This window comes from Aquamicrobium defluvii, from assembly GCF_004363725.1.
Lineage (GTDB): Bacteria > Pseudomonadota > Alphaproteobacteria > Rhizobiales > Rhizobiaceae > Mesorhizobium > Mesorhizobium defluvii.
Map to the genome: position 1 here is coordinate 1 of NZ_SNZF01000003.1, position 25,964 is coordinate 25,964.

The following is a 25,964-nucleotide window of genomic DNA, read 5'->3' on the forward strand; positions in this document are numbered from 1 at the left end:
GGCTGGAAGCCGGCCGAGACCCGCAAGCGCAACGTCACCACAGCCCTCAAGGCATACGCCGCCTTCGCAACAAGCGCGGACAAGGGAGCCGTCAGAAAACTCCCGGACTGACAGGGAGCGCCACGGCAAAACTTCGGCCTTTCACCCGGACACATAAATGCCTATGTGTCTGGGGTCGGAGACGCCGCAGCCAAGGCTCATGCCCCGCTGCCAGGACTTTTGCGGGCGAATGAACATCCATCCCAAGACACAACAGCCGCTCATCCTGTCCGGACGCGACGTCACGGCGGTGCTCGGCCCCACCAATACCGGCAAGACACATCTGGCCCTTGAGCGCATGGTGGCCCATGTAAGCGGCGTCATCGGCCTGCCGCTGCGCCTGCTCGCCCGCGAGGTCTATGCAAAACTGTGCGAGAAGGTGGGTGCGGCGAAAGTGGCGCTCGTCACCGGCGAGGAGAAGATCCAGCCCGCCGGCGCTCGCTATTCGGTCTGCACCGTGGAGGCGATGCCGCGCGAGACGGATGCAGCCTTCGTCGCCATAGACGAGGTGCAGCTGGCCGGCGACCTTGAACGCGGCCACATCTTCACCGACCGCATCCTCAATCTGCGCGGCCGGCAGGAGACCCTGCTTCTCGGTGCCGCCACCATGCAGGGCATCCTCCAGAAGCTGCTCAGGGGCGTGGCGGTGGTCACGCGTCCGCGCCTGTCGCATCTGGCCTATGCGGGGTCGAAGAAGCTCACCCGCCTGCCGCGCCGCACCGCCATCGTCGCCTTCTCGGCCGACGAGGTCTACGCCATCGCCGAACTGATCCGCCGCCAGCAGGGCGGCGCGGCGGTCGTGCTCGGCGCGCTCTCGCCGCGCACCCGCAACGCGCAGGTGGCGCTCTACCAGAATGGCGACGTCGATTATCTGGTCGCCACCGACGCCATCGGCATGGGCCTCAACCTCGATGTCGATCACGTCGCCTTCGCCCAGAACCGCAAGTTCGACGGCTACCAGTTCCGCCAGCTCACCGCCGCCGAGCTCGGCCAGATCGCCGGCCGCGCCGGCCGTCATATGCGCGACGGCACCTTCGGCGTCACCGGCCGGGTCGACCCTTTCGACGACGATCTGGTCCGGAAGATCGAGAGCCACGATTTCGAACCGGTGAAGGTGCTGCAATGGCGCACCGCCGGTTTCGACTTCGCCAGCCTCGATGCGCTGCGCCGCTCCATCGAAACGCCGGCCCCGGTGGAAGGGCTGACCCGCGCGCTGCCCGCCGTGGACGCACAGGCGCTGGAGTATCTTTCCCGCGACGGGGATATCCGCAAGCTGGCCGGCAAGCCTGAGCGCGTGGCCATGCTGTGGGACGCCTGCGCGCTTCCCGACTATCGCCGCATCTCGCCCGCCCAGCATGCCGACCTGATCGCATCGATCTATATGGACCTCGCCCGGCACGGCCATGTCGACGAAAGCTACATGGCCGAACAGGTGCGCCGCGCCGATACGACCGAGGGCGATATCGACACGCTGTCGGCCCGCATCGCCCAGATCCGCACCTGGACTTTCGTGTCCAACCGGCCCGGCTGGCTGGCCGATCCGGCACACTGGCAGGAAAAGACACGCGAAATCGAGGATAGATTGTCGGATGCGCTCCATGACAGGTTGACGAAACGCTTCGTAGACCGCAGGACTTCCGTGCTCATGCGCCGCCTTAGAGAAAACACCATGTCCGAAGCCGAAATCAGCCCTGCCGGTAGCGTCCTCGTCGAGGGGCATCATGTGGGAGAATTGCAGGGGTTCCGCTTCACCGCGGACCAGAGCGCCGGAGGCGAGGCCGCCAAGGCTGTGCGCGCGGCCGCCCAGAAGGCGCTGGCCGCCGAGTTCGAAACCCGTGCCGACCGTTTTGCCGCTTCCGGCAACAATGACATCGCACTGGGCTCCGACGGTGTGCTGCGCTGGATCGGCGCGCCCATCGGCACGCTGGTGGCGGGCGAGGATGTGCTGCGTCCGCGTCTGGTCCTGCTGGCCGACGAACAGCTCACCGGCCCGGCGCGCGACAAGGTTGCCGCCCGCGCCGAGCGCTTCGTCACCTTCCAGATCGAAAGCCTGCTGAAGCCGCTGGTCGACCTGAAGGCCAACGACCAGCTCGCCGGAATCGCGCGCGGCATCGCATTCCAGCTCGTCGAAAATCTCGGGCTTCTCAACCGCCGCGACATTGCCGAGGACATGCGCTCGCTGGAGCAGGATGGCCGCGCGGCCCTGCGCCGCCTTGGCGTGCGCTTCGGCGCCTATCACGTCTTCGTCCCGGCCCTGCTGAAGCCGGCCCCTGCCGGGCTGGTCACGCTTCTGTGGGCGCTTCAGAACGACGGCAAGGACAGGCCGGGCTTCGGCGATGTCGTCAATGCGCTGGCCACGGGCCGCACCTCGCTGGTCGTCGATCCCGCCTTCGACCGGAATTTCTACCGGCTTGCCGGCTATCGCAGCCTCGGCCGCCGCGCCGTGCGCGTCGATATCCTGGAGCGGCTTGCCGACCTGATCCGACCGGCGATCAACTGGAAGCCGGGCCTCGGGCCGCGCCCCGACGGCGCCTTCGACGGCGGCACCTTCACGGTCACGCCGCCGATGATGTCGATCCTCGGCGCCACGGCCGAGGACATGGAGGAAATCCTCAAGGGGCTCGGCTACCGCGCCGAGCCGAAGCCGGCCGACGAGGTGAAAGCGAAGGTCGATGCCTACGATACCGCCGCGCGTGAAGCCGCCGAGGCAAAGGCGGCAGCCGAAGCCGCGCAGGCAGCGACTGTGGAAGATGCGCCCGAGACGTCCGAACCCGCCGCGCAGGATGGGCAGGCCATTGCCGATGCGGACGCTGCCGGGCCGGCACCATCCGAAGCGCCGGAGCAGGCTCCCGTAGAGACGGAGCAGGACGAGGCTGCCGAAACGGTGGCACCCGCAAGCGAAGGGCCCCAGCCGGTTGCCGAAGTGGCTGAAGTTCCGCCGGCGGCACAGCCTGAAGAAGGTGCGGGCGAACCTTCCGCCGATGCGCAGCCCACCGAACCCGCCGAAGAGGCGAAGCCGGTGCTGATCTGGCGGCAGGGCCGTTTCGAGCGGCAGCATCAGCGCTCCGGCGGTCGCCATGGACAGCGTGACCAGCAGGCGCGAAGCGCGCGTCCGGAAGGCGGCGAGGGCCGCAAGGATGACAACCGCCGCTTCGACCGCAACCGCAAGGGCGGCAAGCCGGCCGGCGACCGTTTCGAACGCAAGGGCGACAGGCAGGACGCCAAGGGTGGCGGCAAGCCGAAGTTCGAGCCGCGCAAGCGTGACGAGCGCCCTGCCCGCATCGATCCGGATTCACCCTTCGCCAAGCTCGCCGCCTTGCGCGACCAGCTCAAGAAGTAGCCGCGGGGCGCCGATGGGTGCGGCCGACCGTCAACGTATCGACAAATGGCTGTTCTTCGCGCGCGCTGTGAAATCGCGTTCGCTTGCCGCCAGGCTGGCGGTCAGCGGCCGGGTGCGCATCAATCGCGACAAAGCATCGCAGGCTTCCGATCTGGTGAAGCCCGGCGACGTGCTGACGATCACGCTCGATCGTCGCATTCTGGTCTGGAAGATTGTCGACACTGGCATAAGGCGCGGTCCCGCATCGGAGGCCCGCCTGCTTTACGAAGACCTTTCTCCCGCCCCCTCGCAGACGGAAATTCCGGACATGCAAGCGCCTTTGCGCGACGCGGGAAGCGGCCGTCCAACCAAGAAGGAGCGCCGTCTCACCGACCGGTTGCTGAGACGGGAATAGCATCCCGCCGCTTTGGTGCAGGACGCAAAATCATTCCGCCAGAGACGTTGTGGCGCATCGACTTCGTCTTGAAAGCGAAGGGCAAAGGCGTTACCTCACCCCTCGATGACGCACCCCGAAACTGCTTGTGCGGGGTGCAGCGGAGCCCTGCATGACCTACGTAGTCACCGACAATTGCATCAAGTGCAAATACACCGACTGTGTCGAAGTGTGTCCGGTCGACTGCTTTTATGAAGGCGAGAACATGCTCGTCATCAATCCCGACGAATGTATCGATTGCGGCGTTTGCGAGCCCGAATGCCCGGCCGACGCCATTCGTCCGGACACCGAGCCCGGCCTCGAGAAATGGATCGAGCTCAATGCCGAATACTCGGAGAAATGGCCGAACCTCACGACCAAGAAGGACCCCCTTCCCGAGGCGGAAGAGTTCGACGGGCAGGCCGGCAAGCTGGAGAAGTATTTTTCGGCCGAGCCTGGCAGCGGCGACTAGCATTTTATTTCGTCATCGTGCTTTTGCGAATGGCAGGCATGCTTGCGCTGCACGGCACTTGCCGTTAGCGTGTGCAGCAAAATCTTGATTCTCGCGACATTTTGTGTTATCAATTTGCCAACATGCCGGTGACACAACGTCGATTCATGGCGCGAACGCCCTAATCACTGAAAGGTGAATCTCCCAATCCGGACCAGAGCAATCTGGACCACGAGGTCGTTTAGCGCCCCATGGGTCCGCAGCTTCTTCCGGATAGTTCACCGTTGCGCGGCAGATGCCGGCTGGTCCGGCCCCACTGTGTACGGTCGGCGTGTCGCCGGCCACAACAAGGAGTCTATGGCGTAATGGCAACCAGCACCCCGCAGAAGAAGTCTGCTCCCACGCGTCAGGGTTTCAAGAGCGGCGAGTTCATCGTCTATCCCGCCCATGGCGTCGGCCAGATCGTAACCATCGAGGAGCAGGAAGTAGCCGGGCACAAGCTGGAATTGTTCGTCATCGATTTCCAGAAGGACAAGATGCGGCTGAAGGTTCCGGTGGCCAAGGCCACCTCCATCGGCATGCGCAAGCTGTCGGAGACCGACTATGTCGACCGCGCCCTGAAAGTGGTTCAGGGCCGCGCCCGCGTCAAGCGCACCATGTGGTCGCGCCGTGCCCAGGAATACGATGCCAAGATCAATTCCGGCGATCTGATCTCGATCTCGGAAGTCGTGCGCGATCTCTACCGCGCCGAAAACCAGCCCGAGCAGTCCTACTCCGAGCGTCAGCTCTACGAGGCCGCCCTCGACCGCATGGCCCGCGAGATCGCCGCCGTCAACCGCATGTCTGAGACCGAGGCGGTGCGCCTGATCGAGGTGAATCTCAACAAGGGTCCCAAGCGCGGCGCCAAGGCCGACAACGAGGAAGGCGAGCAGGAAGAAGCCGCCTGATCCATCGACAGGAGCAATTCCAGCAAAAGTGTGAAAACGGTTTTGCGTTCGGAATTGCGGCACTCAGGAAGCCATCCGGTTTCAAACAATCCGCGGGTCGCAAGGCCCGCGGATTTTCTTTGAGCGGCTTTACCGGACCGGCGCGTGGCCGAAGATCGTTTCCAGGAATTCGCCGAGCCAGCGCCTGAGATGCATGTCCCAGATCAGGCGGCCGCCGAGATGGTCGCGGCCGGGCTGGGCGCCGGGAAGCGTGAAGCGATGCGCCCCGTGCACCACCCAGCGATGCATCATCGCCTGTGTCAGCTCGCCGTGGAACTGAATGCCGTAAGCGTTCTCGCCATAGCGGAATGCCTGATTGGGATAGGTCTCGGCGGTGGCGAGCAGCGTGGCGTCGGAAGGCAGCGTGAAGCCTTCCCGGTGAAACTGGTAGACCATTTCGGGCCAGTGCAGCAGTTGCCGGCCATGACCGGTGGCCTCGATCGGGTACCAGCCGATCTCGACCAGCCCGCGCCCATGTCCCTGCACCTTGCCGCCCAGGTGTTTGGCAAGCATCTGGGCGCCGAGGCAGATGCCGAGAAACGGCTTCTTCTCCTTCAGCGGCACGCGCATCCAGTCGGTTTCGCGCCTGACGAACTCATCGGGATCGTTGGCGCTCATCGGCCCGCCGAAGACCACGGCGCCGGCGTGGCCATCCAGCGTTTCAGGAAGGGTGTCGCCCAGCGGCGGACGCCTTATGTCGAGATCGAACCCGCGCTCGACGAGCATATGCCCGACACGGCCGGGGCTCGACGTTTCCTGATGCAGGACGGTCAGTATTCTCGGACGGGCTCTGGCAAGCATCTGAACAGAATCAGGCGACAGTTAGCCGGATTATGGCCCAACCCTATTCTTCATCAAGCAGTTTCGCACCGTCCGGCAGGCTTGCCGCCACCTTGCGGCGGGCGGCGATGCGGTCCTGCCGCTCCACATCCAGCAGTTCGGCGACCCGCCATACCGTGTTGTCTTCAAGCTCATGCAGCTCGCCGTCGGCGAAGACGATCTCCCACATCAGCCCGATGAAAGCCTTGCGTTCCTCGACGTCGAGATGACGTTTCAACACGCTGGTAAAGGCGTAAAGATCGACGGCCTCGCGGTCTGCCTGTTCGCCGGCCAGCGCCAGTTCGTCCAGCTCGGCTCCGGACAGGGAATGGCTCTCACCGAGCACGGCCTTGAAACGCTCCCACTCGGCATCCTGCCGCACGCCATCGACATTCATGACATGATAGAGCAGGGCCGAGGCTGCCACGCGCGGATCGTCATCGCGTGGGCGGCGGCCGGAGCCGCCGGGAATATCCTTCAGGAAAGACAGGAACCGATCGAACATCAGAACAGCTTGAACCTCGCGGTTTCGGGCTCGCGGTCTTCATCCGGGTCGACGCCCGGATCGTCCGGCAGGCGCGGCATGAAATCCTGCCGGTGCGCGCTTTCGACATCCGGCGGCAACGGCAGCTTGTCCGCCCCCGCCTTCTTCCCGGGTTCCGGACGCGGCGGAGCCGGCTTCGCCGCCTCCGTGACCACGATCGGCTTTTCGGAAACCGGCTTCTCGGGAATATCCGTCTTCTCCGGCACCTCCACGACGGGCTTTTCAGGCGCCGGCGCCCCGGCTTCGATGACCTCGGCCTCGGCCACGTCGCCCAGCCGTTCCTCCGTGGCCGGCGCGGGGATGGCGGGAGCGGGCCTGCCAGCGTCTTCGTCAGCACCGCTGTCGATCAAATGGCCCAGCCGCTCGACCGGGGCGCGCCATTCGAAGGCGTCGAGCCTGCCGGTGACGGGCGAGACCGGTGCCCAGTGCTCGGCAACCACGCCGTCGGCAACCCATGCCGGGTCGCGAGGCGCCCGCACCGCCTTCGCCAGCCATTGCCGCACCTTGCCTTCGTCGCCGGTTTCCGCCTCCTCGATGTCGGCCAGCAGCAGATACGCGCCCTCGCGCGCATCGATGCGGATGGCAGCCTCCGCCTCCGCGCGCGCGGAGCGATAGTCGTTCGCATCGAAAGCCGCACGCGCCACTGCGAGCGAGGCTTCGGCATGGTTCTTCTTCATGTCCTGCAGCTTGCGTGCCCGCTTAAGCCGGTCGAGCATGGCATCGCCCGACCGGGCATGAATATAGAGATCGGCCACTTCCGGATGCGGCGCAGCCCGCCACGCATGCTCAAGTATCTTCGACGCCTTGCGCACATCGTCGTTGCGAAGCAGCACCCTTGCCGCGGCAAGGGCAGCCGGCACGAATTCCGGCTGGAGCTTGTTGGCTTCCAGCGCGGCCGCCCTGGCCGCCGCCGGATCGGCGTCCATCAGATCGGCCGCCTTGGCGGTCAGCAGCACGGCGCGCTGGCGGTTGGCCACGGCGGGTTCGATCCGCTTCGTCGATTTCTGCGCCGCCACCAGCTCCAGCGCGCCATCCCACTGGGCACGCGCCGCCAGTTCCTCGATGGTCGATTCTGTCGCCCAGCCGAGCTGCGGGGCAACGGCGGCCGCTCGGCCGGCGTAATGACGCGCGGCATTGCGATCGCCAAGGCGCTCGGCTTCGAGATAGAGGCCGCGCAGGCCAAGCAGGCGCGTCTCCGGATCGTCGAGCATGGCTTCGAACTTGCGGCGCGCCGCATCGTGGTCGCCTTCCAGCAGCGCCGTCTGCGCTTCAAGAAGGTGGATCAGCGGTTCCTGATCCGCATTGATCAGCTTGCCCGCTTCCTTGCCCTTCTTGCGCGCCAGCCCGGCGTCGCCCGCTCCTGCCGCGATCATGCCCGTGGACAGCGCCTGATAACCGCGATCACGCCGCCGGACGCGAAAATGCCGGGCAATCGCATAGGGACTGTTCCAGATCGACCTGACCAGCCACCATGCGATCATCGTCGCCGCCACGACGGCGACGATGCCCACCGCCGCGACCATCAGGCTTACCTGGTAGCGATAACCGCTGAAGGTGACCACCATGTCGCCAGGCCGGTCGGCGAGCCAGGCGAAACCGAGGCCCAGCGCCAGAACGACAAACAGATAGAACAGGATGCGGATCATCTGTTATCCCTCGCCCCCGCTCATCGTTTTGGCCACCAGCGCATCGACCTGGGTTTCCGCCTCCATGCGGGACCTGAGCGCCGTCGCGAAATCCGCGCCCGCCGCCTTCACGGCCTCGGGCAGGGTCTCGTATTCGGCAAGCGCCGCGGCAAAGTCGTTCCGGTTCACGGCAGCCTCGAGACGCGCGACGGTCTCGGGCACGCCAGCCCCTTCGACGGCCCCGATGGGCCGCACCTTGACCAGCGATTCCGCACTCGACATCAGGCGCTGTACGAAGCCCGCGTTTTCATCGACGGGCTTGTCGGCCGCCACCATGGCATCCGCCGCAGCGGCGACCTGAGCGGCAATCTCGCTGCGTGTCGCCACACCCTTTTCCGCGTAAGCGCGCAAGGTATCGAGTTGCGGGGCGTCGGGTGAGATCGCCGCAAAGGTTTCAAGCTCGGCCTTGAACGGCGCGCCGCGCTCAAGCGCCGATTTCAACGCCGATGCGGCAATGGCGAGCGCAATCCTCGGCTGGTCGGCCTGTTCCTCGACCTTGCCGGAAACGGTGGCGAGCGAGCGATCCAGCGCATCGAGGCGGCTGGCCTGCTGCTCGGCGCCGTCGCCTGCGGCACGCACCTGCTGCTCCAGGGCTGCAAGCCTGTCGTTGATCGGCGTCAGGTCGACGGCTTCCGGCCGCGCGGCCTCGCCGAGCGCGGCGACGGAGGATTCGATTTCCCCGACCTTCCGCGACAGCTCCGCCAGCGCCTCACCGTCGCTGCCGCCGCCCGCACCGGCCTCCGCCGCGCTCTTCAGGGAAGCCAGCTCGCTCCTGAGCTGGCCGAGATCGGCGGAAAGGCTTTCGATCCGCTGCGCGGAACCGTCATCGCCGCGGGCTGCGGCGAGATCGGAAACCTGCGCCTGCAATTCCGCGATCTGGCTGCTGCCGGCAGTATTTGCGGCTCCCCCGCCCGGAGCGCCGAGCATGCCGGCATACTGCAAGGCGCCCGCACCGGCCAGCGCCACCACGCCGCCAACAAGGCCCGCTGCAAGCAGGCCCATGCCACCACGCCGGGCGGGCTCTGGCTGCAATGCCGGCCGGGCAGGCGGCTCATCTGCTTCCGTTGAAGGCTCTGAGGCTGGCGATGGCGCGGGTTCTTCGGCGAATCTGTAGTCCCGCGCATGGCCCTCTGCCGCCGGCCCGGAAGGCGCTTCGGTCACCGTCTCTTCCCCGACCGGTGCCGCCTCGACGGTCTCCGGTGGCGTCTGCTCCGGCGGGACAGTCTCGGACACAGCTTCGATCCCGGCCGGATCGTCCTTCCCGATGCGCGAGACCTGATCCGCGTCCAGATCGATGGTCACTGGATCGCGGCTGCTCTTCGAGTGGCGCGTTTTCGGCGTCTTGACCATGCCGGCTCCCCATTCTGCATGCCGCCCTGACGGCGTCGGATTTCAGGAAAAGGTCTAGCACACCTCAGGGCAGTGAAAAGGGGCGGTGTGATGACGCGCCCCCGCCCTTGTGCCCCAGACGGCTCGCCAGAAGCTCCAGCAATGCCTGTTCTTCGGGATGTCCGGCGACGTTCACCATGGCGGCAGGTTCCTCGCCCAGACCGGCCGCGACGCGCTTAGACAAGGCGAAAAACTGCGCGTTCGCAAACAGCGGGCGCAGACCATCCCGATGCAAAAGCCCCCGCATTGCCTGTGCTGCGACCGCCGAATAAAGCAGAACCGCCTCTACCGGACGCCCGTCCAGCACTTCACCGACACTTGCTTCATCGTATCCGGTCGTCACGGTATCGTAGACCTCCAGCGCATCGACACGAACGCCCGACGCGGACAATCGTTCCTCGAAGCCGGGAAAGCGCACCCGTCCGCACAGGTAGACGAGACTGCCGGAAAATGTGCCGGCAATGCGCCCGGCAAGCCCCGCTGCATCGCCCGGCCCTTCCGTGACATGGGCAAACCCTGCCTGCCGCGCCGCCTCGGCCGTGCGCGCGCCGACCGCATGACAGGGCAGATGCGCCAGCCTGCCGATCAGTCCGGGCGATGCATGGCGCAGCGCATTGGCGCTGGTCACGGCCACCGCACCGGCGTCGGAGGGAACGAAAGAAGCATCGAGGTTCAGGGTAACGGTGTGCGAAAGCGGCAGCACCACGGGCTCGAAGCCCAGCCCGGCCAGCCGGGCCGCCGTGCGCGCAGCGCCCGGTTCGGGCCGGGTGACGAGAACGCGCGTCAGAACCAGCCCTCGAAGAACTGCGTGCCGGCCTTCTGGCGCACATCCGCGCCGGCCTGCGCGCCGATGGCGGCGGCATCCGCGACGCGCCCTTCCGCGCCGATCTCATGCCATGTCGTGCCGTCCGGGGTGATGATCAGGCCACGGAAGCCCAGCCTGTCGCCTTCGATGACCGCATGGCCGGCGATCGGGGTGCGGCAGGAGCCGTCGAGCGCCCCGAGGAAAGCGCGTTCGCAGGCAAGAGCCTGCCCCGTCGCCTCATCGTGAATCGGAGCCAGCATGCGCGCCACTTCCGCGTCGCCTTCACGATGCTCGATGCTGATTGCGCCCTGACCCGGCGCGGGCGGAAAGCTGTCCACCGGCATGATATCGGTGGCGACATGCTCCATCTTCAGCCGCTTCAGGCCCGCCAGCGCCAGCATGGTGCCGGAAACGATGCCCTCTTCCAGCTTGCGCAGGCGGCTTTGAACGTTGCCGCGGAACGTCACCACGTCGATGTCCGGCCGCATGCGGCGGATCAGGGCCTGCCTCCGCAGCGACGACGATCCGAATTTCACGCCCTGCGGCAGGTCCATGATCGAGGATGCGGACAAGCTGATGAAGCAGTCGCGCACGTCCTCGCGCGGCAGGAAGGTGGACAGCACCAGACCGGGCGGCAACATGGTCGGCATGTCCTTGGAGGAATGCACGGCGATGTCGATGCGCCCGTCGTAGAGCGCGTCCTCCAGTTCGCGGGTGAACAGGCCCTTGCCCCCGGCTTCCGAAAGCGGGCGATCCTGGATGGTGTCGCCGGTGGTGGTGAGCGGCACGATCTCGAAGCTCCGCTCGTCCAGCCCGTGCGCCGCCATCAGCCGGTCGCGCGCCTCGTGCGCCTGCGCCATCGCCAGCGGACTGGCCCGCGTCCCGATCTTCAGCACGGCTTGCCCCTTTTCCATCAAGGCCCCATTTCATCGGGGCCGCGTTTCATCGAGGTTTGCATGACACACGGTCCGTGATAACCCCGGCGACGATTATGATCGGCCTTCTCCTATCGGGGAAAATGTTCAGGGGCAACTTTGAGGATCGCGACGAAGTGATACGCGTGCTGGGCATCGAGACGAGTTGCGACGAGACGGCGGCAAGCGTCGTCATGCTCGAAGATGCGCCGGCAGGCGCGGAAATCCTGTCCCCCCGGATTCTGTCCCCCCAAATCCTGTCCAACGTGATCCTGAGCCAGGTCGAGGAGCACGCGGCCTTCGGCGGGGTGGTGCCGGAAATCGCCGCGCGCGCCCATGTCGAGGCGCTGGACGGCATCATCGAGGCCGCGCTGGCGGATGCGGGCGTCACGCTGGCCGATGTCGACGCCATCGCCGCCACCGCCGGCCCCGGCCTTGTGGGCGGGCTGATCGTCGGCCTGATGACCGCCAAGGCCATCGCCTCCGCCTCCGGCAAACCGCTGATCGCCGTCAACCATCTCGAAGGCCATGCGCTCACCGCCCGCCTCACCGACGGGCTTGAATTCCCTTATCTGCTCCTGCTGGTCTCGGGCGGCCACACTCAGATCGTGCGCGTGGCCGGCGTCGGCGACTATCGCCGCTGGGCCACGACCATCGACGACGCGCTGGGCGAGGCCTTCGACAAGGTGGCCAAGATGCTGGCCCTGCCCTATCCCGGCGGCCCCAATGTCGAGACGGCGGCGGCGAAGGGCGACCCGACCCGTTTTGCCTTCCCCCGCCCGATGAAGGGCTCGGCCCAGCCCGATTTTTCGTTTTCCGGCCTCAAGACCGCCGTGCGCCAGGCGGCGACGGCAATAGCGCCCCTGTCCGAACAGGATGTGGCCGACATCTGCGCTTCCTTTCAGTCCGCCGTCGCGGATGCACTGGCCGACCGCGTTGCGCGCGCCCTCCTGCGCTTCCGGACGGACTATCCCGACAAGGCGGAACCTGCGCTGGTGGTGGCCGGCGGCGTCGCCGCCAACCGCGCGATCCGCGAGACGCTGGAGCGCCTGTGCGCCGAAAACGGCTTCCGTTTCGTCGCCCCGCCGCACAGGCTGTGCACCGACAACGCCGCCATGATCGCATGGGCCGGCATCGAGAGGCTGAACGCCGACATGGCCGATACCGACGCCTTCGATTTCGCGCCGCGCTCGCGCTGGCCGCTGGACGAGGTGTCCACGCCGGTGGTCGGTTCCGGCAGACGGGGAGCCAAGGCATGAACGGGAAAGCCGCCATATCGCGAACCGCAGTTCTGGGCGGGGGTGCATGGGGCACCGCGCTGGCGCTGGCCGCCCTCCATGCCGGCCATGCGGTGCGCCTGTGGGCGCGCGATGCGCAAATGGCAGCGGCGATCGCAAAGGGTGAAAACCCTCGCTACCTGCCGGGCATCTCATTCGACACCGGCATCGCATCGACCACCGATCTGCAAGCGGCCCTTGCCGATGCCGATTGCGTGCTTTCGGTCACGCCCGCGCAGTCGCTGCGCAGCGTGCTCAGCGAGGTGAAGGCGCATATCCGGCCCGGCATACCGCTGGTGCTGTGCGCCAAGGGCATCGAACGCGAGACGGGCGCGCTGCTGTCGTCCATCGTCACGGAAATCCTTCCCGGCAACCCCGTGGCGGTCCTGTCAGGCCCGAGTTTCGCGGCCGATGTGGCACGCGGCCTGCCTACGGCTGTCGTCGTGGCCGCCGGGGACGACGCGCTCGCCATGGACCTTGCCGCGCGCTTTTCGGCCCGCAACCTGCGCTGCTATTCGAGCGACGACGTCATTGGCGTGGAACTCGGCGGCGCGCTGAAAAACGTCTTCGCCATAGCCGCCGGGGCCGTGGTCGGCGCCGAGCTTGGAGCCAGTGCGCAGGCCGCCATGGTCACGCGCGGATTCGTCGAGCTGCGCCGTCTGGGAGCGGCCTTCGGCGCGCAACCGGAAACGCTGATGGGCCTTTCCGGCCTCGGCGACCTCATGCTCACCTGCTCTTCCACCCAGTCGCGCAACTTCACCTATGGCGTGGCGCTGGGCCGCGGGGAATCGCTCGAAGGCCGCCCGCTGGCCGAAGGCGTACCGACGGCGGCGATCGCCGCACGCCTTGCCGCCCGGCACGGCGTGGAAGCCCCCATCATCTCGGCAGTTGCCGCGATCCTTGCCGGAGCCATCACCGTCGGCGAGGCGGTGGAAGCGCTGATGACGCGCCCCCTCAAGCACGAAAACACGATCTAGGAGCTAGCCAAAAATGCTGTTTGCCCTCATCTGCAAGGACAGGCCCGGAGCGCTGCAGGTCCGGCTCGATACGCGGCCGGCGCATCTTGCCTGGCTTCAGGGCCTGAGCGAAACGAAGAAGGTCGCCTTCGCGGGTCCGTTCCTGAACGACGACGGCAAGCCGGAAGGCAGCCTCGTGGTGATCGAAGCGGATGACAGGGCGGAAGCCGAAGCTCTCGCGGCCGGCGACCCCTATGCCGAAGCCGGCCTGTTCGAAAGCGTCGAGGTGCGCTGCTGGAACTGGGTCGTCAACAAGCCCGCAGGCTGAAGGGAGCGCGTTCGCAATGAACCATTGGCTGTTCAAATCCGAGCCGTTCAAGTTCTCCCTCGACGACCTGAAGACGAAGGGCGAAAAGGGCGAGGAATGGGACGGGGTGCGCAATTATGCCGCCCGCAACAATATGCGCGCCATGCAGATCGGCGATCTCGGCTTTTTCTACCATTCCAATGAGGGGCTGAACGTCGTTGGCATCGTCGAGGTCTGCGCGCTCGCCCACCCCGACAGCACGGCAGACGACCCGCGCTGGGAATGCGTGGATATCCGCTATGTGCGCGATATGCCCAACCCGCCCACTCTGGCCGACATCAAGGCCAATCCGAAGCTTTCGGAAATGGCGCTGGTGCGCCTCGGCCGCCTCTCCGTCCAGCCGGTCACGCGCGCGGAATGGGAAGAGGTTTGCCGCATGGGCGGCCTCGTGCCTGCCCCATGAAACTGACGGCGCGGACGGCAGAAACCTTCATCCGCGCGAATACGGCACTGCTTCAGCCGCCGCATGTGCCGGAAATTGCCCTGCATCTCGCGCATGAGGCGCACGATCTTTGGCAGCGCACCGAGGAGGAACTGGCCGAAATCGGCCTTCCTCCCCCATTCTGGGCCTTCGCCTGGGCCGGCGGACAGGGGCTTGCCCGCCATATTCTCGATCACCCTGAAATCGTACGCGACAGGAAGGTTCTGGATTTCGCTTCCGGTTCCGGCCTCGTCGCCATTGCGGCGGCCAGAGCCGGCGCGGCAAGCGTGGTTGCCGCCGACATCGACCCGTTCTGCGAAACGGCGATCCGCCTCAATGCCGAAGCCAATGAGGTTTCCGTCACCTTCGACGGCGCGGATCTCGTCGGATCGGATGACGGCTGGGATGTGGTGCTGGCCGGCGACGTGTTCTACGAGAAGCCGTTCGCGCAGCGGTTGATCCCGTGGTTCGGGGCGCTCACGGCGCGCGGTGCGCAGATTCTGGTCGGCGACCCCGGCCGCTCCTATCTCCCGAAAACCGGGCTCGAAAAGCTTGCCGTCTATGAAGTTCCCGTTACGCGGGCACTGGAGGACGCCGAGATCAAGCGAACCACGGTGTGGCGCTTTACCGGCGGCCCTACCTGACCACTTTCAGCACCGTGCGCCGCGACAGATGCGGCAGCAGCCGCTCCATGTCGCGGCGGCTGATGGCGACGCAGCCCTCGGTCGGCTTGTAGCCCGGCCGCGCCAGATGGAAGAATATGGCGCTGCCCCGGCCGCGCTTTCGCGGCGCGATGTTCCAGTCGAGAACCAGGCAGGCGTCGTAGAGATGGTCGGTGCGTTGCATGGTCTCGTGGCCCGCCTTGTAGGGCAGTCGCACCGGCCGGTTGTAGTTGCGGTCTGCCGGCGCGTCGCACCAGCCGAGCGCCGCATCGCAGGCAGCCATAGGCAATCGCGTCCGGCGCGCGGGCGCAAAGCGGTCGCTGCGAAAATAGCCGGACAGAAGGCGCATGACGGCCAGCGGCGTTGCCCCGTCGCCCTCACGCTTGTTCGAGGTGATGCCGCCCCTGCCCAGCGCGCACGAAAAAACCAGATACCCGGCCTGCAACAGCCCCTGCGTGGGGTTGCCCGGACGCGCACGCACCACCAGCGCCGAAAGGCTGCCGGGGAAAGTTTCAGTCGCGGCATTGCGTCCGCGCATTTTCCTGTATGATCTGGCCACGGAACAAATCGGTGTGATCGGAAGTTTGCCGGTCACCTTCCGCAAAAAGCCGCCTCGGTCAACCTGAAGCCGCAGGACCAGCAACAAGAACGGACTGATCCATGACCTCACGGACCATACTGATTGTCGATGATGACGACGACCTGCGCGAGACGCTGGTCGAGCAACTGTCGCTCTACGAGGAGTTCGACGTGTTGCAGGAAGCCAGCGCCGCCCGCGGCATATCCACGGTGCGCAACGGCCTGATCGATCTGCTCATCATGGACATCGGCCTTCCCGACATGGACGGGCGCGAGGCGGTCAGGATGTTGCGCAAGAACGGCTTCAAGGCTCCGATCATCATGCTGACCGGCCACGATACCGACTCCGATACGATTCTGGGACTGGAAGCCGGGGCCAACGACTATGTGACCAAGCCGTTCCGCTTCGCGGTGTTGCTGGCGCGCATCCGCGCCCAGCTTCGCCAGCACGAGCAAAGCGAGGACGCCACCTTCACGGTCGGCCCCTATACGTTCAAGCCCAGCCAGAAGCTGCTGATCGACCAGCGTGGCGGCAAGATCAGGCTTACCGAAAAGGAAGCCGCGATCATCAAATATCTCTATCGCGCCGACCAGAAAGTCGTCACCCGCGATGTTCTGCTGGAGGAGGTGTGGGGGTACAATTCCGGCGTCACCACCCATACGCTCGAGACCCATGTCTATCGCCTGCGCCAGAAGATCGAGCGCGATCCGTCCAACGCCGAGATTCTCGTTACGGAAAGTGGGGGCTACAAGCTGGTTCCTTAAGCAATTTCAGGTGTATTAACCGATAGTGATTCGGGGCGGGTCGTCGGTGGAGGGAACGGCCTGTCGATACGGGGACATAGCTGATGGCGCTGGATGATGACATCCGCATCCTGTCTGGCGTGGAGCTTTTTGCCGACTTCACGCGCGAACAGCTGCGCCTGCTCGCCTTCGGCGCCGAAACCACGACCCTGCAAGCCGAACGCAAGCTCTATCGCGAAGCCGACGAGGCCGATTGCGCCTACATCATCATCGGTGGCCGCGTCGCGCTCTATCACGAGGAAGATGCGGAAAGAACGCCGATCGCGCTGGCCGGAGCCGGCGAGATTCTGGGTGAAATGGCCCTCATTTCCGACACGAGGCGCATGACCAGCGCCTACGCCCAGACCGACACGCAGGTGCTGCGGCTGAACCGGTCGATGTTCCGGCGCATTCTGGAGGAATATCCGGAGGTCGCCGTGCATCTGCATGGCCGTATCCTGCAGAGGTTCCAGGCGCTCGTGGAGCGTATCGAAGGCATGGCGCCGCGTTTCGAGGAGTAAGGCCGGCGGCCTGTAGCCTGTCGCGCTCCCCCAGATTCGCTTCCTGCGCTTCAAGTCTCAGAGGTCGAAGCGCGCGATCACCGGCACATGGTCGGATGGCCGCTCCCAGCCGCGCGCTTCGCGCAGGATTTCGTAGCCGGAAAAATGCGGCACGAGATTGGACGACGACCATACATGGTCGAGGCGGCGCCCCCGGTCCGAAACGTCCCAGTCGCGCGCCCGATAGCTCCACCATGTGTAGATTTTCTGCTCGTCGGGAACGTTGTGCCGCATCAGGTCCACCCATTCGCCCGCCTCGCGCATGGCTTCGAAATTCGTCGTCTCGACGGGCGTGTGGCTGACCACTTTCAGGAGCTGCTTGTGCGACCACACATCATGCTCCAGCGGAGCGATGTTGAGATCGCCCACCAGAATCGAGGCCGACGCGTCGTCCTGTTCGGCCCGGATGGCGCGCATTTCCTCGACGAAGTCGAGCTTGTGCCTGAACTTGACGTTGATTTCCGGATCGGGCTCGTCGCCGCCGGCCGGAACATAGAAATTGTGCAGCAGGATCTGACGCGACCCTGCTTCCAGCTTCACCGAAAGGTGGCGGCTGTCGTCGATCTCGCAGAAGCGCCGCTTCTCCACGATTTCCAGAGGCCGTCGCGAGATCGTCGCGACGCCGTGATAGCCTTTTTGCCCATGGATGGCGATGTGTCCGTAACCCAGCCTGTGCAGCGGTTTGAAGGGAAACAGGTCGTCCGGGCACTTGGTTTCCTGCAGGCACAGCACATCCGGCTGATACCGCTCCAGAAAATGCTCAACCAGCGGCATGCGCAGGCGGACGGAGTTGATGTTCCAGGTGGCGAGCGTGAAGGACATGGCGGGAACATGTCAGCGGCACGCGTCAAAAACAAGCCGGGGCGCGCTTTGCGGCGCACCCCGGCAGGATTTCCACAGATGCTGTGTCGCGGCCTTACGGGCCCTTGCTGTTGAGCACGCGGTTGGCGCGATAATCGATGGTGAAGGTGTCGGCCGCGAATCGCACGCCCTCCTGCACGTTGAAGATCATCACCGTGGTGTCCTTGCCCTGTGCGTCGGTGATCGTCCACTGGCGCAGCTCATAGGTCTTGGGGTCGAACATCATGGTGATCATGGCGTTGCCGAACACGGACTTGTCGGCAAGCTGGATGGTGGTGAGATCGTCTTCCTGCTTCACGCTTCGGACCTTGTCGCCCGACAGGTCGATACGCTCATCGAGCAGCAGCTTCAGCGGCGTTTTCGACAGCGGATAGAGATCGGAGGTGCGCAGCTTCTGGTTCAGGATCACCACCGACTTGCCGTCTGCAATCACCCGGAAATTGGAGGATCCGTCATAATTGAAGCGAATCTTGCCCGGCCTCTGCAGGAAAAACTTGCCGCCGGTCTGCTCTCCCTTGGGACCGAACTGCACGAACTCTCCCGCCATCGACTTCACGGACGAGAAATGATCGGCAATGCGCTGGGCCGCTTCAGGAACCGCAGCCGCCTGCGCGGAGGCGACGATGCGGAGTCCGGGGACCGTGGCGAGCGCGGCTGCTCCCGCGCATCCCAGGCCGAAGCCCAGGAAGCTGCGGCGCGAGGTGGCGGCTTCGGCAATCGCGGCAAAGGTCTGGTTCGTCATTGGTCTCGCTTTCGTCTCGTCTGCCCTTCGAAATCCCATATCCGCTGTCACTTGGGCTTAAGTTTGACCGCTTCAGGAGGCCGGGTCAGAACTTGTCCTCTTCCGTCGGCACGAGGATTTCGCGCTTGCCGGCATGGTTCGCCGGCCCGACGATACCCTCCTGCTCCATGCGTTCGATGATCGAGGCCGCGCGGTTATAGCCGATGCCGAGGCGGCGCTGGATGTAGCTGGTCGAGGCCTTGCCGTCGCGCAGCACGACCGCGACCGCCTGATCGTAGGGATCGTCCGAATCCTCGAAGTTCCCGCCGCCCGCGCCGCCCTTGCCGGAAGGCTCATCGTCCTCCTCGTCGTCCTCGGTGATGGCGTCGAGATATTGCGGCACGCCCTGAAGCTTGAGGTGCCCGACCACCTTCTCGACCTCGTCATCCGACACGAATGGGCCATGGACGCGCTGGATGCGGCCGCCTCCGGCCATGTAGAGCATGTCGCCCATGCCCAGAAGCTGTTCCGCGCCCTGCTCGCCAAGGATGGTGCGGCTGTCGATCTTGGAGGTGACCTGGAAGGAGATGCGGGTCGGGAAATTGGCCTTGATGGTGCCGGTGATGACGTCCACCGAAGGCCGCTGCGTCGCCATGATGACATGGATACCGGCAGCCCGCGCCATCTGCGCCAGCCGCTGCACCGCGCCCTCGATGTCCTTGCCGGCGACCATCATCAGGTCGGCCATCTCGTCGATGATGACGACGATATAGGGCATCGGCTCAAGGTCGAGATGCTCGGTCTCGTAGACCGCCTCGCCGGTCTGGCGGTCGAAACCGGTCTGCACCGTACGGGTGATCTGCTCGCCCTTCTTCTGCGCCTGGGCAACGCGCGCATTGAAGCCGTCGATGTTGCGCACGCCCACCTTGGACATCTTGCGGTAGCGGTCCTCCATCTCCCGCACCGTCCATTTCAGCGCCACGACCGCCTTCTTGGGATCGGTGACGACCGGGGTCAGCAGATGCGGGATGCCGTCATAGACCGACAGTTCCAGCATCTTCGGGTCGATCATGATCAGGCGGCACTGCTCGGGAGTCATGCGATAGAGCAGCGACAGGATCATGGTGTTGATGGCGACCGACTTGCCAGAGCCGGTCGTGCCTGCGACCAGAACATGCGGCATCTTGGCGATGTCGACGATCACCGCTTCACCGTTGATGGTCTTGCCGAGCGCCAGCGCCAGCTTGGCCTTGCTGGTCTCGAAATCGCGGCTGGCGAGGATTTCGCGCAGATAGACCGTTTCCCGCCGCGCATTCGGCAGTTCGATGCCGATGGCGTTGCGGCCCGGAACCACGGCGACACGGGCAGCGATAGCGCTCATTGAGCGGGCGATGTCGTCGGCAAGGCCGATGACGCGGCTCGACTTGATGCCGGGGGCCGGCTCCAGTTCATAGAGTGTGACGACCGGACCGGGACGAACCTGAATGATCTCGCCCTTGACGCCGAAATCCTCCAGCACCCCTTCCAGCAGGCGCGCATTCTGCTCGAGCGCATCCGTCGACAGGCTGGCGTCACGTACGACATTGGGCGGGTTGGACAGGAAATGCAGCGACGGCATTTCGAAGCTGCCGCTTCCGATCAACGAGGTCTGCGCCTCGCGCTGCACGCGGGCCCCCGGAGCGGGGCGGGAAGCGGGAGCCGTGACCCGGGCAGGCCCCTCGGGAGAGCGGAGATGCGGGGCGTTTCCATCGTGCGACGGAACCGGCTGGCCGTCGGGATAGAACGCGCCGTCGTCGACATCGTCGAATACGTCGCGATCCTGCGGATCCAGCGACGGCGCGCGCTGCCTGACCATCTCGGCAAAGAATTCCGGCTCGACCCGGGCGCTGCCGCCGCGAATCATGCGTGCCTCTTCCATTTCGGCCGATTCCACGCGCTCCGCAGCCTGCCGCCACGCGCTGCGGCGCGACTGCGCCGGTAGTTCGAAATGGTCGTCGTGCCCCGCCCGGCGCGAGGGCGCATGCCGATGCATCCAGCCACGCGCCGACATCCACCAGTGCGCCAGCATTCCAAGAACGAGGCTGCCCCGGCCGTCTTCATCCTCGTCGTCATTGTCGAACAGCACGGAATCCGGATCGGTGTGCTCATCCTCTTCATGTTGCGGGATGGTGAAGCGGTTGCGGCGCCGGACAAGGCCGGCGCCATAGGCGAACAGCCACAACGCCGGAACAGCCAGAACGGCAATAACGCCGGCAGCGAACAGACCGGTGGGATATCCGCCGGTGAACATGCCGGGCAGCCTGAGGACAAGATCGCCGAACACGCCACCGAGCCCGGTGGGCAGAGGCCATGTGGGCGGCGGTGCGATACAGCCAGTCATTGCGGCGACCAGCAGCGAAAATCCGAACCAGCCAAGCGCCCGCTTCGGCATGCGATCGACGCCGCGGCCGGAAAACAACAGGAAACCCCAGACCACGGCGGGGACAAGCCCGGCAACTGCCGAAAGACCGAAGAACTGCATTGCGAGGTCGGAAAACACCGCGCCGGCATAGCCCATGGCGTTGGTGACCTGCGTGTCGGTGGCATGGCTGAAGCTGGGGTCCGCGACATTCCACGTCGCCAGCGCTGCGACGGCGAATGCGACGAAAGCCAGCAGCGCGATTCCCGTGGCCCGGCCGGCCTGCCGGCGCGCGAATGCCTGCAAGCCGCCATAGGCCGGTTCTTCCAGCGCAAGCCGTGCGGTAGCCCCTGAACGCATGAATTGATCCTCGTCGGTCGCGATGCGCCGGCATGACTGCCGGACAGACTCTGAGGTTCAAACTAGCGAGGGGATGGTTAAAGCCGCATTAACCATGAAGGATTGAGGCGAAGCGACCTCGAAAAGCTGCGCGCAACATGCCACGCCATCGGAAGGACCATGCTCGCAACACAGCAAGCATCCGCCAGGCACAAAAGAAAGAACCCGGCAGTTGCCTGCCGGGTTCTTCTGTTCAGACGGTAGAACCGATCTTAGAACGAACGCTGGAAGCGGAGGTAACCACCCCAGCCGTCCTCGTGGCCGCCACCAATCAGCTTGACGCGCTCGTAAGCGACTTCCGGACGGATGTTGAAGCCGGGGACCAGTTCGTAGTTGACGCCAACGGCAGCGCCGAAGGTCTCAGCATCGTCATAGGCGAGCTGAACATCCAGAGCAGCCTTCTCGGTGAAGCGATACTTACCACCACCCCAGATGGCCCAGTCGCCACCCCAAGTCGCGTAGTAGTTAAGCTTGTCGCCGTCGCCGATACCACCCATGACCCACAGGCTCAGAGCTTCGTTGACGTTGACGTCGACGCGGACCTTACCAGCAACTTCACCGTAGACGGAGTCGTAGCCGATGACACCGGCGATCTTACCCCAGCCCTGCGTGAACGAGGCACCAGCCACGACATGCGGGACGTAGGAGTCGATGGTGTAGAGTTCACCCGAGCCTTCTTCCACGCCGACCGTGGCCGAGAAGCCGTTGCCGGCGTCGAAGGTGTAGGCGATCAGATGGGTCTTGCCCGGGGTGTAGTTGACGCCGATGTCGTCGTTGATGACGGAGCCGGCCGAGTCGGTGAGCGTCTCGAACAGCGAGTCGGTGTAGGCGATGGTCAGACCACCAAGCTGGATGATGGCATGCTCAAGAGCCCAAGCCGACTGAGTGTCAGACCACGAGTCGCCAGTGTAGGCGAGATTATTGAACGAGTCGCGCTGGAAGTACGTGGCGATATAACCACGCAGAGTGCCGTACTCGGTCTCCGAACGGGCGTCGAAGGTGAGCTGGGCGCGCATACGCTTGAAGTAGGTATCGTTGTAGTTGTCGTGGATACGGTTGAAGTGGTCTTCTTTATCTTCGCTCTCGATACCGAACAGGTCGCCCACGCCGATGTCGTAACGCAGGTAGCCGCCGATCTTGAGGCAGGTCTCGGTGCCCGGGATGTAGTAGTAGCCAGCGCCGTAGACGTCGCAGATGCGGACGTATTCAGCGGGTTCCGGCTCGGCCACGACAATAGCGTCGGCGGCGCGCGCACCGGAGACTGCGACGAGAGCCGCAGCGGAGCCGAGAAGAAGGCTCTTGATGTTCATTTTCTGACCTCCAGTCAAAAGTTCAAAAACGGGTCTGGGCTATTCTTTGCTGAAGGACAGCGTTCCCTGCCCCATCCCCACTACCGAAAAAGACGCGCACCGCGCCTCTCCTTCGAAACCGACATTACCCATCGGGCCGCCGCGTTCAACAAGGAACGCAACGCGCTGCAACCTCTGCGGCTGATATCCGAAAGGTGTGTTGCACAAACGCCACGTTTTTGCAGGGCGCGGAAACTTCCCGTTAACCATTCGGGCCTTGTCCGGGCCGATTTGCCGGGATGGCGGCTCGAATCGGGGATGAATCAAAAAAAAGAGGGCCGGCAGAACCGGCCCCCAGTAAAGCCACGGCAGAACCCGCAGCATGTCCACTCTGTTTGCTCCCTTTGCGGGGCGTTCCCCTTTGGTGGTTAATGAGTGATGGGGCGGTTATGAGTGATAGGCGACCTCGCCATGGGAGGTGATGTCGAGGCCCTGCGATTCGGCCTCCACCGTCGGCCGCAGCCCGACGAGCATGTCGACCAGCTTGTAGAGAATGGCCGAGATCACCCCGCACCAGACGATGGTGACCAGAACCGCAAGGATCTGCGTCCAGACCTGCGCGCCCATGGTCACGCCTTCTTCGTAGCCGACGCCTCCCAGCGAACCGGAAGCGAAGACGCCGGTTCCGATGGCGCCGACGATGCCGGCCACACCATGAATGCCGAACACGTCGAGCGAATCGTCATAGCCAAGCTTGATCTTCACGACGGCGACGAAGTAGTAGGCCACCACGCTGGCGGTCGCGCCGAGAACGATCGCCCCCACCGGGCCGACGAAGCCCGCCGCCGGAGTCACCGCGACGAGACCCGCAATCACACCGGACGCACCGCCCAGCATCGAAGCCTTGCCGCGCACCGCCTTCTCGACGAGCGACCAGGCGATGACGGCGCCGGCGGTGGCGGTGAAGGTGTTGATCGTGGCGAGCGCCGCCGTGCCTCCGGCCGAAAGGGCTGAGCCGGCGTTGAAGCCGAACCAGCCCACCCACAGGATGGCCGCGCCGACCAGCGTCAGCGGCAGGTTGTGCGGCGCCATGTTCTCCTTGCCGTAGCCGGCACGCCTGCCGATGACGATCGCGCCGACGAGTGCCGCGATGCCCGCGTTGATATGAACGACGGTGCCGCCTGCGAAATCCATCGTGCCCCAGCCGAAGAACAGGCCGTTCTCATCCCACGCCATGTGGGCGATGGGGAAGTAGACGAAGCTGACCCACAGGATGACGAACAGGACGATCGCACCGAACTTCACGCGCTCGGCGAAGCCACCGACGATCAGCGCCGGGGTGATGCAGGCGAAGGTCATCTGGAAGCAGATGAAGACCAGCTCGGGAATGGAGCCCGATTCCGATTCCGGCGTCACGCCCGAAAGGAACAGCTTGCCGAAGCCGCCGAAGAATGCGCTCTCGCTGCCGCCGAAAGCGAAGGAGTAGCCCCACAGCACCCAGACCACGATCACCGCGGCGGTGATCATGGTGCACTGCATGAGCACCGACAGCACGTTCTTGGCCCGCACGAGCCCGCCATAGAACAGGGCGAGGCCGGGCAGGATCATGAACAGCACGAGGATGGTGGAAACCAGCATCCAGGCGGTATCGCCGGAATTGAGCGCCGAAGCCGCCGCTTCCGTGGCGGCCTCGGTCGCCTCGGGGGCGGTTTCCTGTGCCGATGCCGCGAGCGGGCCGAACAGGGCAAGAGCCGCCGGGCCCAGCAGCCCCGCTCTCCTGAGGGTGGAAGAAAAACTCATTGATCTCTCCATGATAAATCGACCGCGCCGAATCACAGGGCGTCGGTGTCGGTTTCGCCGGTACGGATGCGCACGGCCTGATCGATGCCGAAGACGAAGATCTTGCCGTCTCCGATCTGGCCGGTCCGGGCGGCAGTGCGGATGGCCTCGACGGCCTTGTCGGCGAGGTCGCCGGCAACCGCGACCTCGATCTTGATCTTCGGCAGGAAGCTCACCGCGTATTCGGCGCCGCGGTAGATTTCGGTATGCCCCTTCTGACGCCCGTAGCCCTTGACCTCGGTGACGGTCAGGCCCTCGATGCCGAGCGCAGTCAGCGCCTCGCGCACCTCGTCGAGCTTGAACGGCTTGATGACAGCCATCACGATTTTCATCAGCTTCACCCTCTGCTGGTGCACCGGCCCGACGCGGGCCGGCAGCACAAAGGGTCAATCAAGCTCCGTGCCAGTTGCGACGGCACAAGCTCAACATGCTGATTTCAAAAGGATAAAATTTGAAGACCGGCCCACATGGAGGATGCGCCGGCTTCACAGGAGATTAATTTTTGTGCAGAATCTCGCGCCTGCATAAAATCAAGGCTAGCGACGCAGGCGAATCAGGCCCTCCTGAGCGACCGAAGCGATCAGGGTTCCATCGCGGGCGAACAGCGCACCCCGGGTGAAACCGCGCCCGCCCTGCGTCGAGGGGCTGTCCTGCGTATACAGGATCCAGTCGTCCAGCGGGTTCTGACGGTGGAACCACATGGCATGGTCGAGGCTGGCGGCCTGGATGTCTGGATCGAAGACGGCGCGGCCATGGGCGAAGGTCGAGGTGTCGAGCAGCGTCATGTCGGAGAGATAGGCCAGCACCGCGGACTGAACGGCGCGGTCGTCCGGCACCGGACCCGTGGTGCGGATCCAGATGTTCTGCATGGGCTCCAGCTTTTCGCGGCTTGTGTAATGCTTGAGCATCACCGGCTTCATCTCCACCGGCCGTGGCCGCTGCCAGTAGCGGCTGATGCCTTCCGGCACGCTGTCGCCGAAGCGGCCGATCAATTCCTGCTGCGACATCAGCGAATCGGGCTCCGGCACGTCGAGCGGCATCGGCACCTGATGCTCGAGCCCTTCCTCGTCCTTCTGGAAGGAAGCTTCCAGCGAAAAGATGGCATGGCCGTGCTGCGTGGCCACCACGCGCCGCGTGGTGAAGGAGCCGCCATCCCTTATCCGGTCGACCTCATAGACGATCGGCAACTTGGTATCTCCCGCGCGCATGAAGTAGCCATGCAGCGAGTGCGCATGCCGATCCGGCTCCACGGTGCGCTGGGCCGCAACCAGCGCCTGCGCTATGGTCTGGCCGCCGAACACGCGCTGCCAGTCGCTCTCCGGGCTGCGACCACGGAACAGATTGTGCTCCAGCCTCTCGAGGTCGAGAATGGAAAGAAGCTCATCCATGGCGGTCGTCATCGTCTGGTCCCCTGCCTTATCGTGGCCTGTGATGTCCGACAGGATGGGCATGACGTCAAGGCTGCTGT

The 25,964-nt window shown here is 65.0% G+C and carries 26 protein-coding genes; 11 read left to right on the plus strand and 15 right to left on the minus strand.

The features are described 5' to 3' along the window. Positions 1 to 229: 229 nt before the first annotated feature. The 4 genes from DES43_RS02590 (at position 230) to DES43_RS02605 (ending at position 5,189) form a co-directional block, all read left to right on the plus strand. Positions 230 to 3,379: a helicase-related protein gene (locus tag DES43_RS02590; protein ID WP_133674797.1), complete on the plus strand. Its 3,150-nt coding sequence runs from the start codon at positions 230 to 232 to the stop codon at positions 3,377 to 3,379. 13 nt (positions 3,380 to 3,392) lie between these two features. Beyond that, positions 3,393 to 3,773 carry an RNA-binding S4 domain-containing protein gene (locus tag DES43_RS02595; RefSeq protein WP_035021767.1) on the plus strand — a complete coding sequence of 127 codons (381 nt, stop codon included), beginning with the start codon at positions 3,393 to 3,395 and terminating at the stop codon, positions 3,771 to 3,773. 151 nt (positions 3,774 to 3,924) lie between these two features. After that, positions 3,925 to 4,263 (plus strand): ferredoxin FdxA, encoded by a 339-nt coding sequence (gene fdxA / locus DES43_RS02600; RefSeq protein WP_035021768.1) that lies wholly within the window; start codon positions 3,925 to 3,927, stop codon positions 4,261 to 4,263. A 344-nt stretch (positions 4,264 to 4,607) separates the two neighbouring features. Beyond that, a complete protein-coding gene (locus tag DES43_RS02605) occupies positions 4,608 to 5,189 on the plus strand; it encodes a CarD family transcriptional regulator (RefSeq protein WP_035021770.1) in 582 nt (193 codons plus the stop codon). A gap of 129 nt (positions 5,190 to 5,318) precedes the next feature. On the opposite strand, the gene DES43_RS02610 is transcribed toward DES43_RS02605, so the two are convergent. The 6 genes from DES43_RS02610 to hemC all read right to left on the minus strand — a co-directional run bounded on the left by DES43_RS02610 (position 5,319) and on the right by hemC (position 11,384). Further along, positions 5,319 to 6,029 (minus strand): glutamine amidotransferase, encoded by a 711-nt coding sequence (locus DES43_RS02610; protein ID WP_035021777.1) that lies wholly within the window; start codon positions 6,027 to 6,029, stop codon positions 5,319 to 5,321. A 43-nt stretch (positions 6,030 to 6,072) separates the two neighbouring features. Beyond that, positions 6,073 to 6,552 (minus strand): tellurite resistance TerB family protein, encoded by a 480-nt coding sequence (locus tag DES43_RS02615; RefSeq protein ID WP_035021782.1) that lies wholly within the window; start codon positions 6,550 to 6,552, stop codon positions 6,073 to 6,075. Then, the gene (locus DES43_RS02620) at positions 6,552 to 8,237 is read right to left on the minus strand and encodes a heme biosynthesis protein HemY (protein ID WP_035021785.1); all 1,686 of its coding nucleotides are present in this window, start codon (positions 8,235 to 8,237) and stop codon (positions 6,552 to 6,554) included. Before DES43_RS02620 ends, DES43_RS02615 begins: the two co-directional genes overlap by 1 nt. A gap of 3 nt (positions 8,238 to 8,240) precedes the next feature. Beyond that, positions 8,241 to 9,626 carry a hypothetical protein gene (locus tag DES43_RS02625; RefSeq protein ID WP_035021799.1) on the minus strand — a complete coding sequence of 462 codons (1,386 nt, stop codon included), beginning with the start codon at positions 9,624 to 9,626 and terminating at the stop codon, positions 8,241 to 8,243. Positions 9,627 to 9,690: 64 nt separating this feature from the next. Next, positions 9,691 to 10,458, minus strand: a complete 768-nt coding sequence (locus DES43_RS02630) for a uroporphyrinogen-III synthase (protein ID WP_342585373.1) — start codon at positions 10,456 to 10,458, stop codon at positions 9,691 to 9,693. Next, complete coding sequence (hemC, locus tag DES43_RS02635; protein ID WP_035021802.1) at positions 10,449 to 11,384, minus strand: hydroxymethylbilane synthase; 936 nt, start codon at positions 11,382 to 11,384, stop codon at positions 10,449 to 10,451. Before hemC ends, DES43_RS02630 begins: the two co-directional genes overlap by 10 nt. A 137-nt stretch (positions 11,385 to 11,521) precedes the next feature. Here hemC and tsaD point away from each other — a divergent pair, with 137 nt between their 5' ends. Genes tsaD through DES43_RS02660 form a run of 5 tightly spaced genes read left to right on the plus strand, consistent with a single transcriptional unit; the run spans position 11,522 to position 15,049 of the window. Further along, entirely contained in the window at positions 11,522 to 12,643 is a 1,122-nt protein-coding gene (tsaD, locus tag DES43_RS02640) for a tRNA (adenosine(37)-N6)-threonylcarbamoyltransferase complex transferase subunit TsaD (protein WP_035022653.1), read from the plus strand. Continuing rightward, entirely contained in the window at positions 12,640 to 13,638 is a 999-nt protein-coding gene (locus DES43_RS02645; RefSeq protein ID WP_035021804.1) for an NAD(P)H-dependent glycerol-3-phosphate dehydrogenase, read from the plus strand. Before tsaD ends, DES43_RS02645 begins: the two co-directional genes overlap by 4 nt. 13 nt (positions 13,639 to 13,651) lie before the next feature. After that, positions 13,652 to 13,945 (plus strand): YciI-like protein, encoded by a 294-nt coding sequence (locus DES43_RS02650; RefSeq protein WP_035021807.1) that lies wholly within the window; start codon positions 13,652 to 13,654, stop codon positions 13,943 to 13,945. A 16-nt stretch (positions 13,946 to 13,961) separates the two neighbouring features. Continuing rightward, positions 13,962 to 14,387: an EVE domain-containing protein gene (locus tag DES43_RS02655; RefSeq protein ID WP_035021810.1), complete on the plus strand. Its 426-nt coding sequence runs from the start codon at positions 13,962 to 13,964 to the stop codon at positions 14,385 to 14,387. Next, positions 14,384 to 15,049: a class I SAM-dependent methyltransferase gene (locus tag DES43_RS02660; protein WP_035021813.1), complete on the plus strand. Its 666-nt coding sequence runs from the start codon at positions 14,384 to 14,386 to the stop codon at positions 15,047 to 15,049. Before DES43_RS02655 ends, DES43_RS02660 begins: the two co-directional genes overlap by 4 nt. Here DES43_RS02660 and DES43_RS02665 read toward each other — a convergent pair. Continuing rightward, a complete protein-coding gene (locus tag DES43_RS02665) occupies positions 15,042 to 15,605 on the minus strand; it encodes a L,D-transpeptidase family protein (RefSeq protein WP_051520300.1) in 564 nt (187 codons plus the stop codon). The two genes, DES43_RS02660 and DES43_RS02665, sit on opposite strands and share 8 nt — an antisense overlap. Positions 15,606 to 15,727: 122 nt before the next feature. On the opposite strand from DES43_RS02665, the gene DES43_RS02670 reads away from it, so the two are divergent. Beyond that, on the plus strand, positions 15,728 to 16,411 hold the full coding sequence (locus tag DES43_RS02670; RefSeq protein WP_035021816.1) for a response regulator transcription factor: 684 nt from the start codon (positions 15,728 to 15,730) through the stop codon (positions 16,409 to 16,411). Between the two features lie 83 nt (positions 16,412 to 16,494). Beyond that, positions 16,495 to 16,950 (plus strand): cyclic nucleotide-binding domain-containing protein, encoded by a 456-nt coding sequence (locus tag DES43_RS02675; RefSeq protein WP_035021819.1) that lies wholly within the window; start codon positions 16,495 to 16,497, stop codon positions 16,948 to 16,950. Between the two features lie 57 nt (positions 16,951 to 17,007). Here DES43_RS02675 and xth read toward each other — a convergent pair whose 3' ends face one another. From xth to DES43_RS02715, 8 genes are all read right to left on the minus strand, one after another. Continuing rightward, positions 17,008 to 17,811, minus strand: a complete 804-nt coding sequence (gene xth / locus DES43_RS02680; RefSeq protein ID WP_035021822.1) for an exodeoxyribonuclease III — start codon at positions 17,809 to 17,811, stop codon at positions 17,008 to 17,010. A gap of 94 nt (positions 17,812 to 17,905) precedes the next feature. Then, positions 17,906 to 18,592 carry an outer membrane lipoprotein carrier protein LolA gene (locus DES43_RS02685; RefSeq protein WP_035021825.1) on the minus strand — a complete coding sequence of 229 codons (687 nt, stop codon included), beginning with the start codon at positions 18,590 to 18,592 and terminating at the stop codon, positions 17,906 to 17,908. Positions 18,593 to 18,677: 85 nt separating this feature from the next. Continuing rightward, positions 18,678 to 21,329 (minus strand): FtsK/SpoIIIE family DNA translocase, encoded by a 2,652-nt coding sequence (locus DES43_RS02690; protein ID WP_035021826.1) that lies wholly within the window; start codon positions 21,327 to 21,329, stop codon positions 18,678 to 18,680. Positions 21,330 to 21,580: 251 nt separating this feature from the next. Continuing rightward, positions 21,581 to 22,678, minus strand: coding sequence for a porin (locus DES43_RS02695; RefSeq protein ID WP_035021828.1), 1,098 nt, complete (start codon positions 22,676 to 22,678; stop codon positions 21,581 to 21,583). Between the two features lie 39 nt (positions 22,679 to 22,717). Beyond that, positions 22,718 to 23,047, minus strand: a complete 330-nt coding sequence (locus DES43_RS02700) for a hypothetical protein (RefSeq protein ID WP_133674798.1) — start codon at positions 23,045 to 23,047, stop codon at positions 22,718 to 22,720. A 57-nt stretch (positions 23,048 to 23,104) separates the two neighbouring features. Continuing rightward, the gene (locus DES43_RS02705) at positions 23,105 to 24,457 is read right to left on the minus strand and encodes an ammonium transporter (RefSeq protein WP_035021830.1); all 1,353 of its coding nucleotides are present in this window, start codon (positions 24,455 to 24,457) and stop codon (positions 23,105 to 23,107) included. Between the two features lie 32 nt (positions 24,458 to 24,489). Then, positions 24,490 to 24,828: a P-II family nitrogen regulator gene (locus DES43_RS02710; RefSeq protein ID WP_035022659.1), complete on the minus strand. Its 339-nt coding sequence runs from the start codon at positions 24,826 to 24,828 to the stop codon at positions 24,490 to 24,492. 204 nt (positions 24,829 to 25,032) lie between these two features. Continuing rightward, entirely contained in the window at positions 25,033 to 25,896 is an 864-nt protein-coding gene (locus tag DES43_RS02715) for an acyl-CoA thioesterase (RefSeq protein ID WP_035022662.1), read from the minus strand. Positions 25,897 to 25,964: the final 68 nt, after the last annotated feature.

Coding starts and splice junctions, on each gene's coding strand:
- DES43_RS02590 (WP_133674797.1), top strand. CDS start 230: ATGAACATCCATCCCAAGACACAACAGCCGCTCATCCTGTCCGGACGC.
- DES43_RS02595 (WP_035021767.1), top strand. CDS start 3,393: ATGGGTGCGGCCGACCGTCAACGTATCGACAAATGGCTGTTCTTCGCG.
- fdxA (WP_035021768.1), top strand. CDS start 3,925: ATGACCTACGTAGTCACCGACAATTGCATCAAGTGCAAATACACCGAC.
- DES43_RS02605 (WP_035021770.1), top strand. CDS start 4,608: ATGGCAACCAGCACCCCGCAGAAGAAGTCTGCTCCCACGCGTCAGGGT.
- DES43_RS02610 (WP_035021777.1), bottom strand. CDS start 6,029: ATGCTTGCCAGAGCCCGTCCGAGAATACTGACCGTCCTGCATCAGGAA.
- DES43_RS02615 (WP_035021782.1), bottom strand. CDS start 6,552: ATGTTCGATCGGTTCCTGTCTTTCCTGAAGGATATTCCCGGCGGCTCC.
- DES43_RS02620 (WP_035021785.1), bottom strand. CDS start 8,237: ATGATCCGCATCCTGTTCTATCTGTTTGTCGTTCTGGCGCTGGGCCTC.
- DES43_RS02625 (WP_035021799.1), bottom strand. CDS start 9,626: ATGGTCAAGACGCCGAAAACGCGCCACTCGAAGAGCAGCCGCGATCCA.
- hemC (WP_035021802.1), bottom strand. CDS start 11,384: ATGGAAAAGGGGCAAGCCGTGCTGAAGATCGGGACGCGGGCCAGTCCG.
- DES43_RS02645 (WP_035021804.1), top strand. CDS start 12,640: ATGAACGGGAAAGCCGCCATATCGCGAACCGCAGTTCTGGGCGGGGGT.
- DES43_RS02650 (WP_035021807.1), top strand. CDS start 13,652: ATGCTGTTTGCCCTCATCTGCAAGGACAGGCCCGGAGCGCTGCAGGTC.
- DES43_RS02655 (WP_035021810.1), top strand. CDS start 13,962: ATGAACCATTGGCTGTTCAAATCCGAGCCGTTCAAGTTCTCCCTCGAC.
- DES43_RS02660 (WP_035021813.1), top strand. CDS start 14,384: ATGAAACTGACGGCGCGGACGGCAGAAACCTTCATCCGCGCGAATACG.
- DES43_RS02665 (WP_051520300.1), bottom strand. CDS start 15,605: ATGCGCGGACGCAATGCCGCGACTGAAACTTTCCCCGGCAGCCTTTCG.
- DES43_RS02670 (WP_035021816.1), top strand. CDS start 15,728: ATGACCTCACGGACCATACTGATTGTCGATGATGACGACGACCTGCGC.
- DES43_RS02675 (WP_035021819.1), top strand. CDS start 16,495: ATGGCGCTGGATGATGACATCCGCATCCTGTCTGGCGTGGAGCTTTTT.
- xth (WP_035021822.1), bottom strand. CDS start 17,811: ATGTCCTTCACGCTCGCCACCTGGAACATCAACTCCGTCCGCCTGCGC.
- DES43_RS02685 (WP_035021825.1), bottom strand. CDS start 18,592: ATGACGAACCAGACCTTTGCCGCGATTGCCGAAGCCGCCACCTCGCGC.
- DES43_RS02690 (WP_035021826.1), bottom strand. CDS start 21,329: ATGCGTTCAGGGGCTACCGCACGGCTTGCGCTGGAAGAACCGGCCTAT.
- DES43_RS02695 (WP_035021828.1), bottom strand. CDS start 22,678: ATGAACATCAAGAGCCTTCTTCTCGGCTCCGCTGCGGCTCTCGTCGCA.
- DES43_RS02705 (WP_035021830.1), bottom strand. CDS start 24,457: ATGAGTTTTTCTTCCACCCTCAGGAGAGCGGGGCTGCTGGGCCCGGCG.
- DES43_RS02710 (WP_035022659.1), bottom strand. CDS start 24,828: ATGAAAATCGTGATGGCTGTCATCAAGCCGTTCAAGCTCGACGAGGTG.
- DES43_RS02715 (WP_035022662.1), bottom strand. CDS start 25,896: ATGACGACCGCCATGGATGAGCTTCTTTCCATTCTCGACCTCGAGAGG.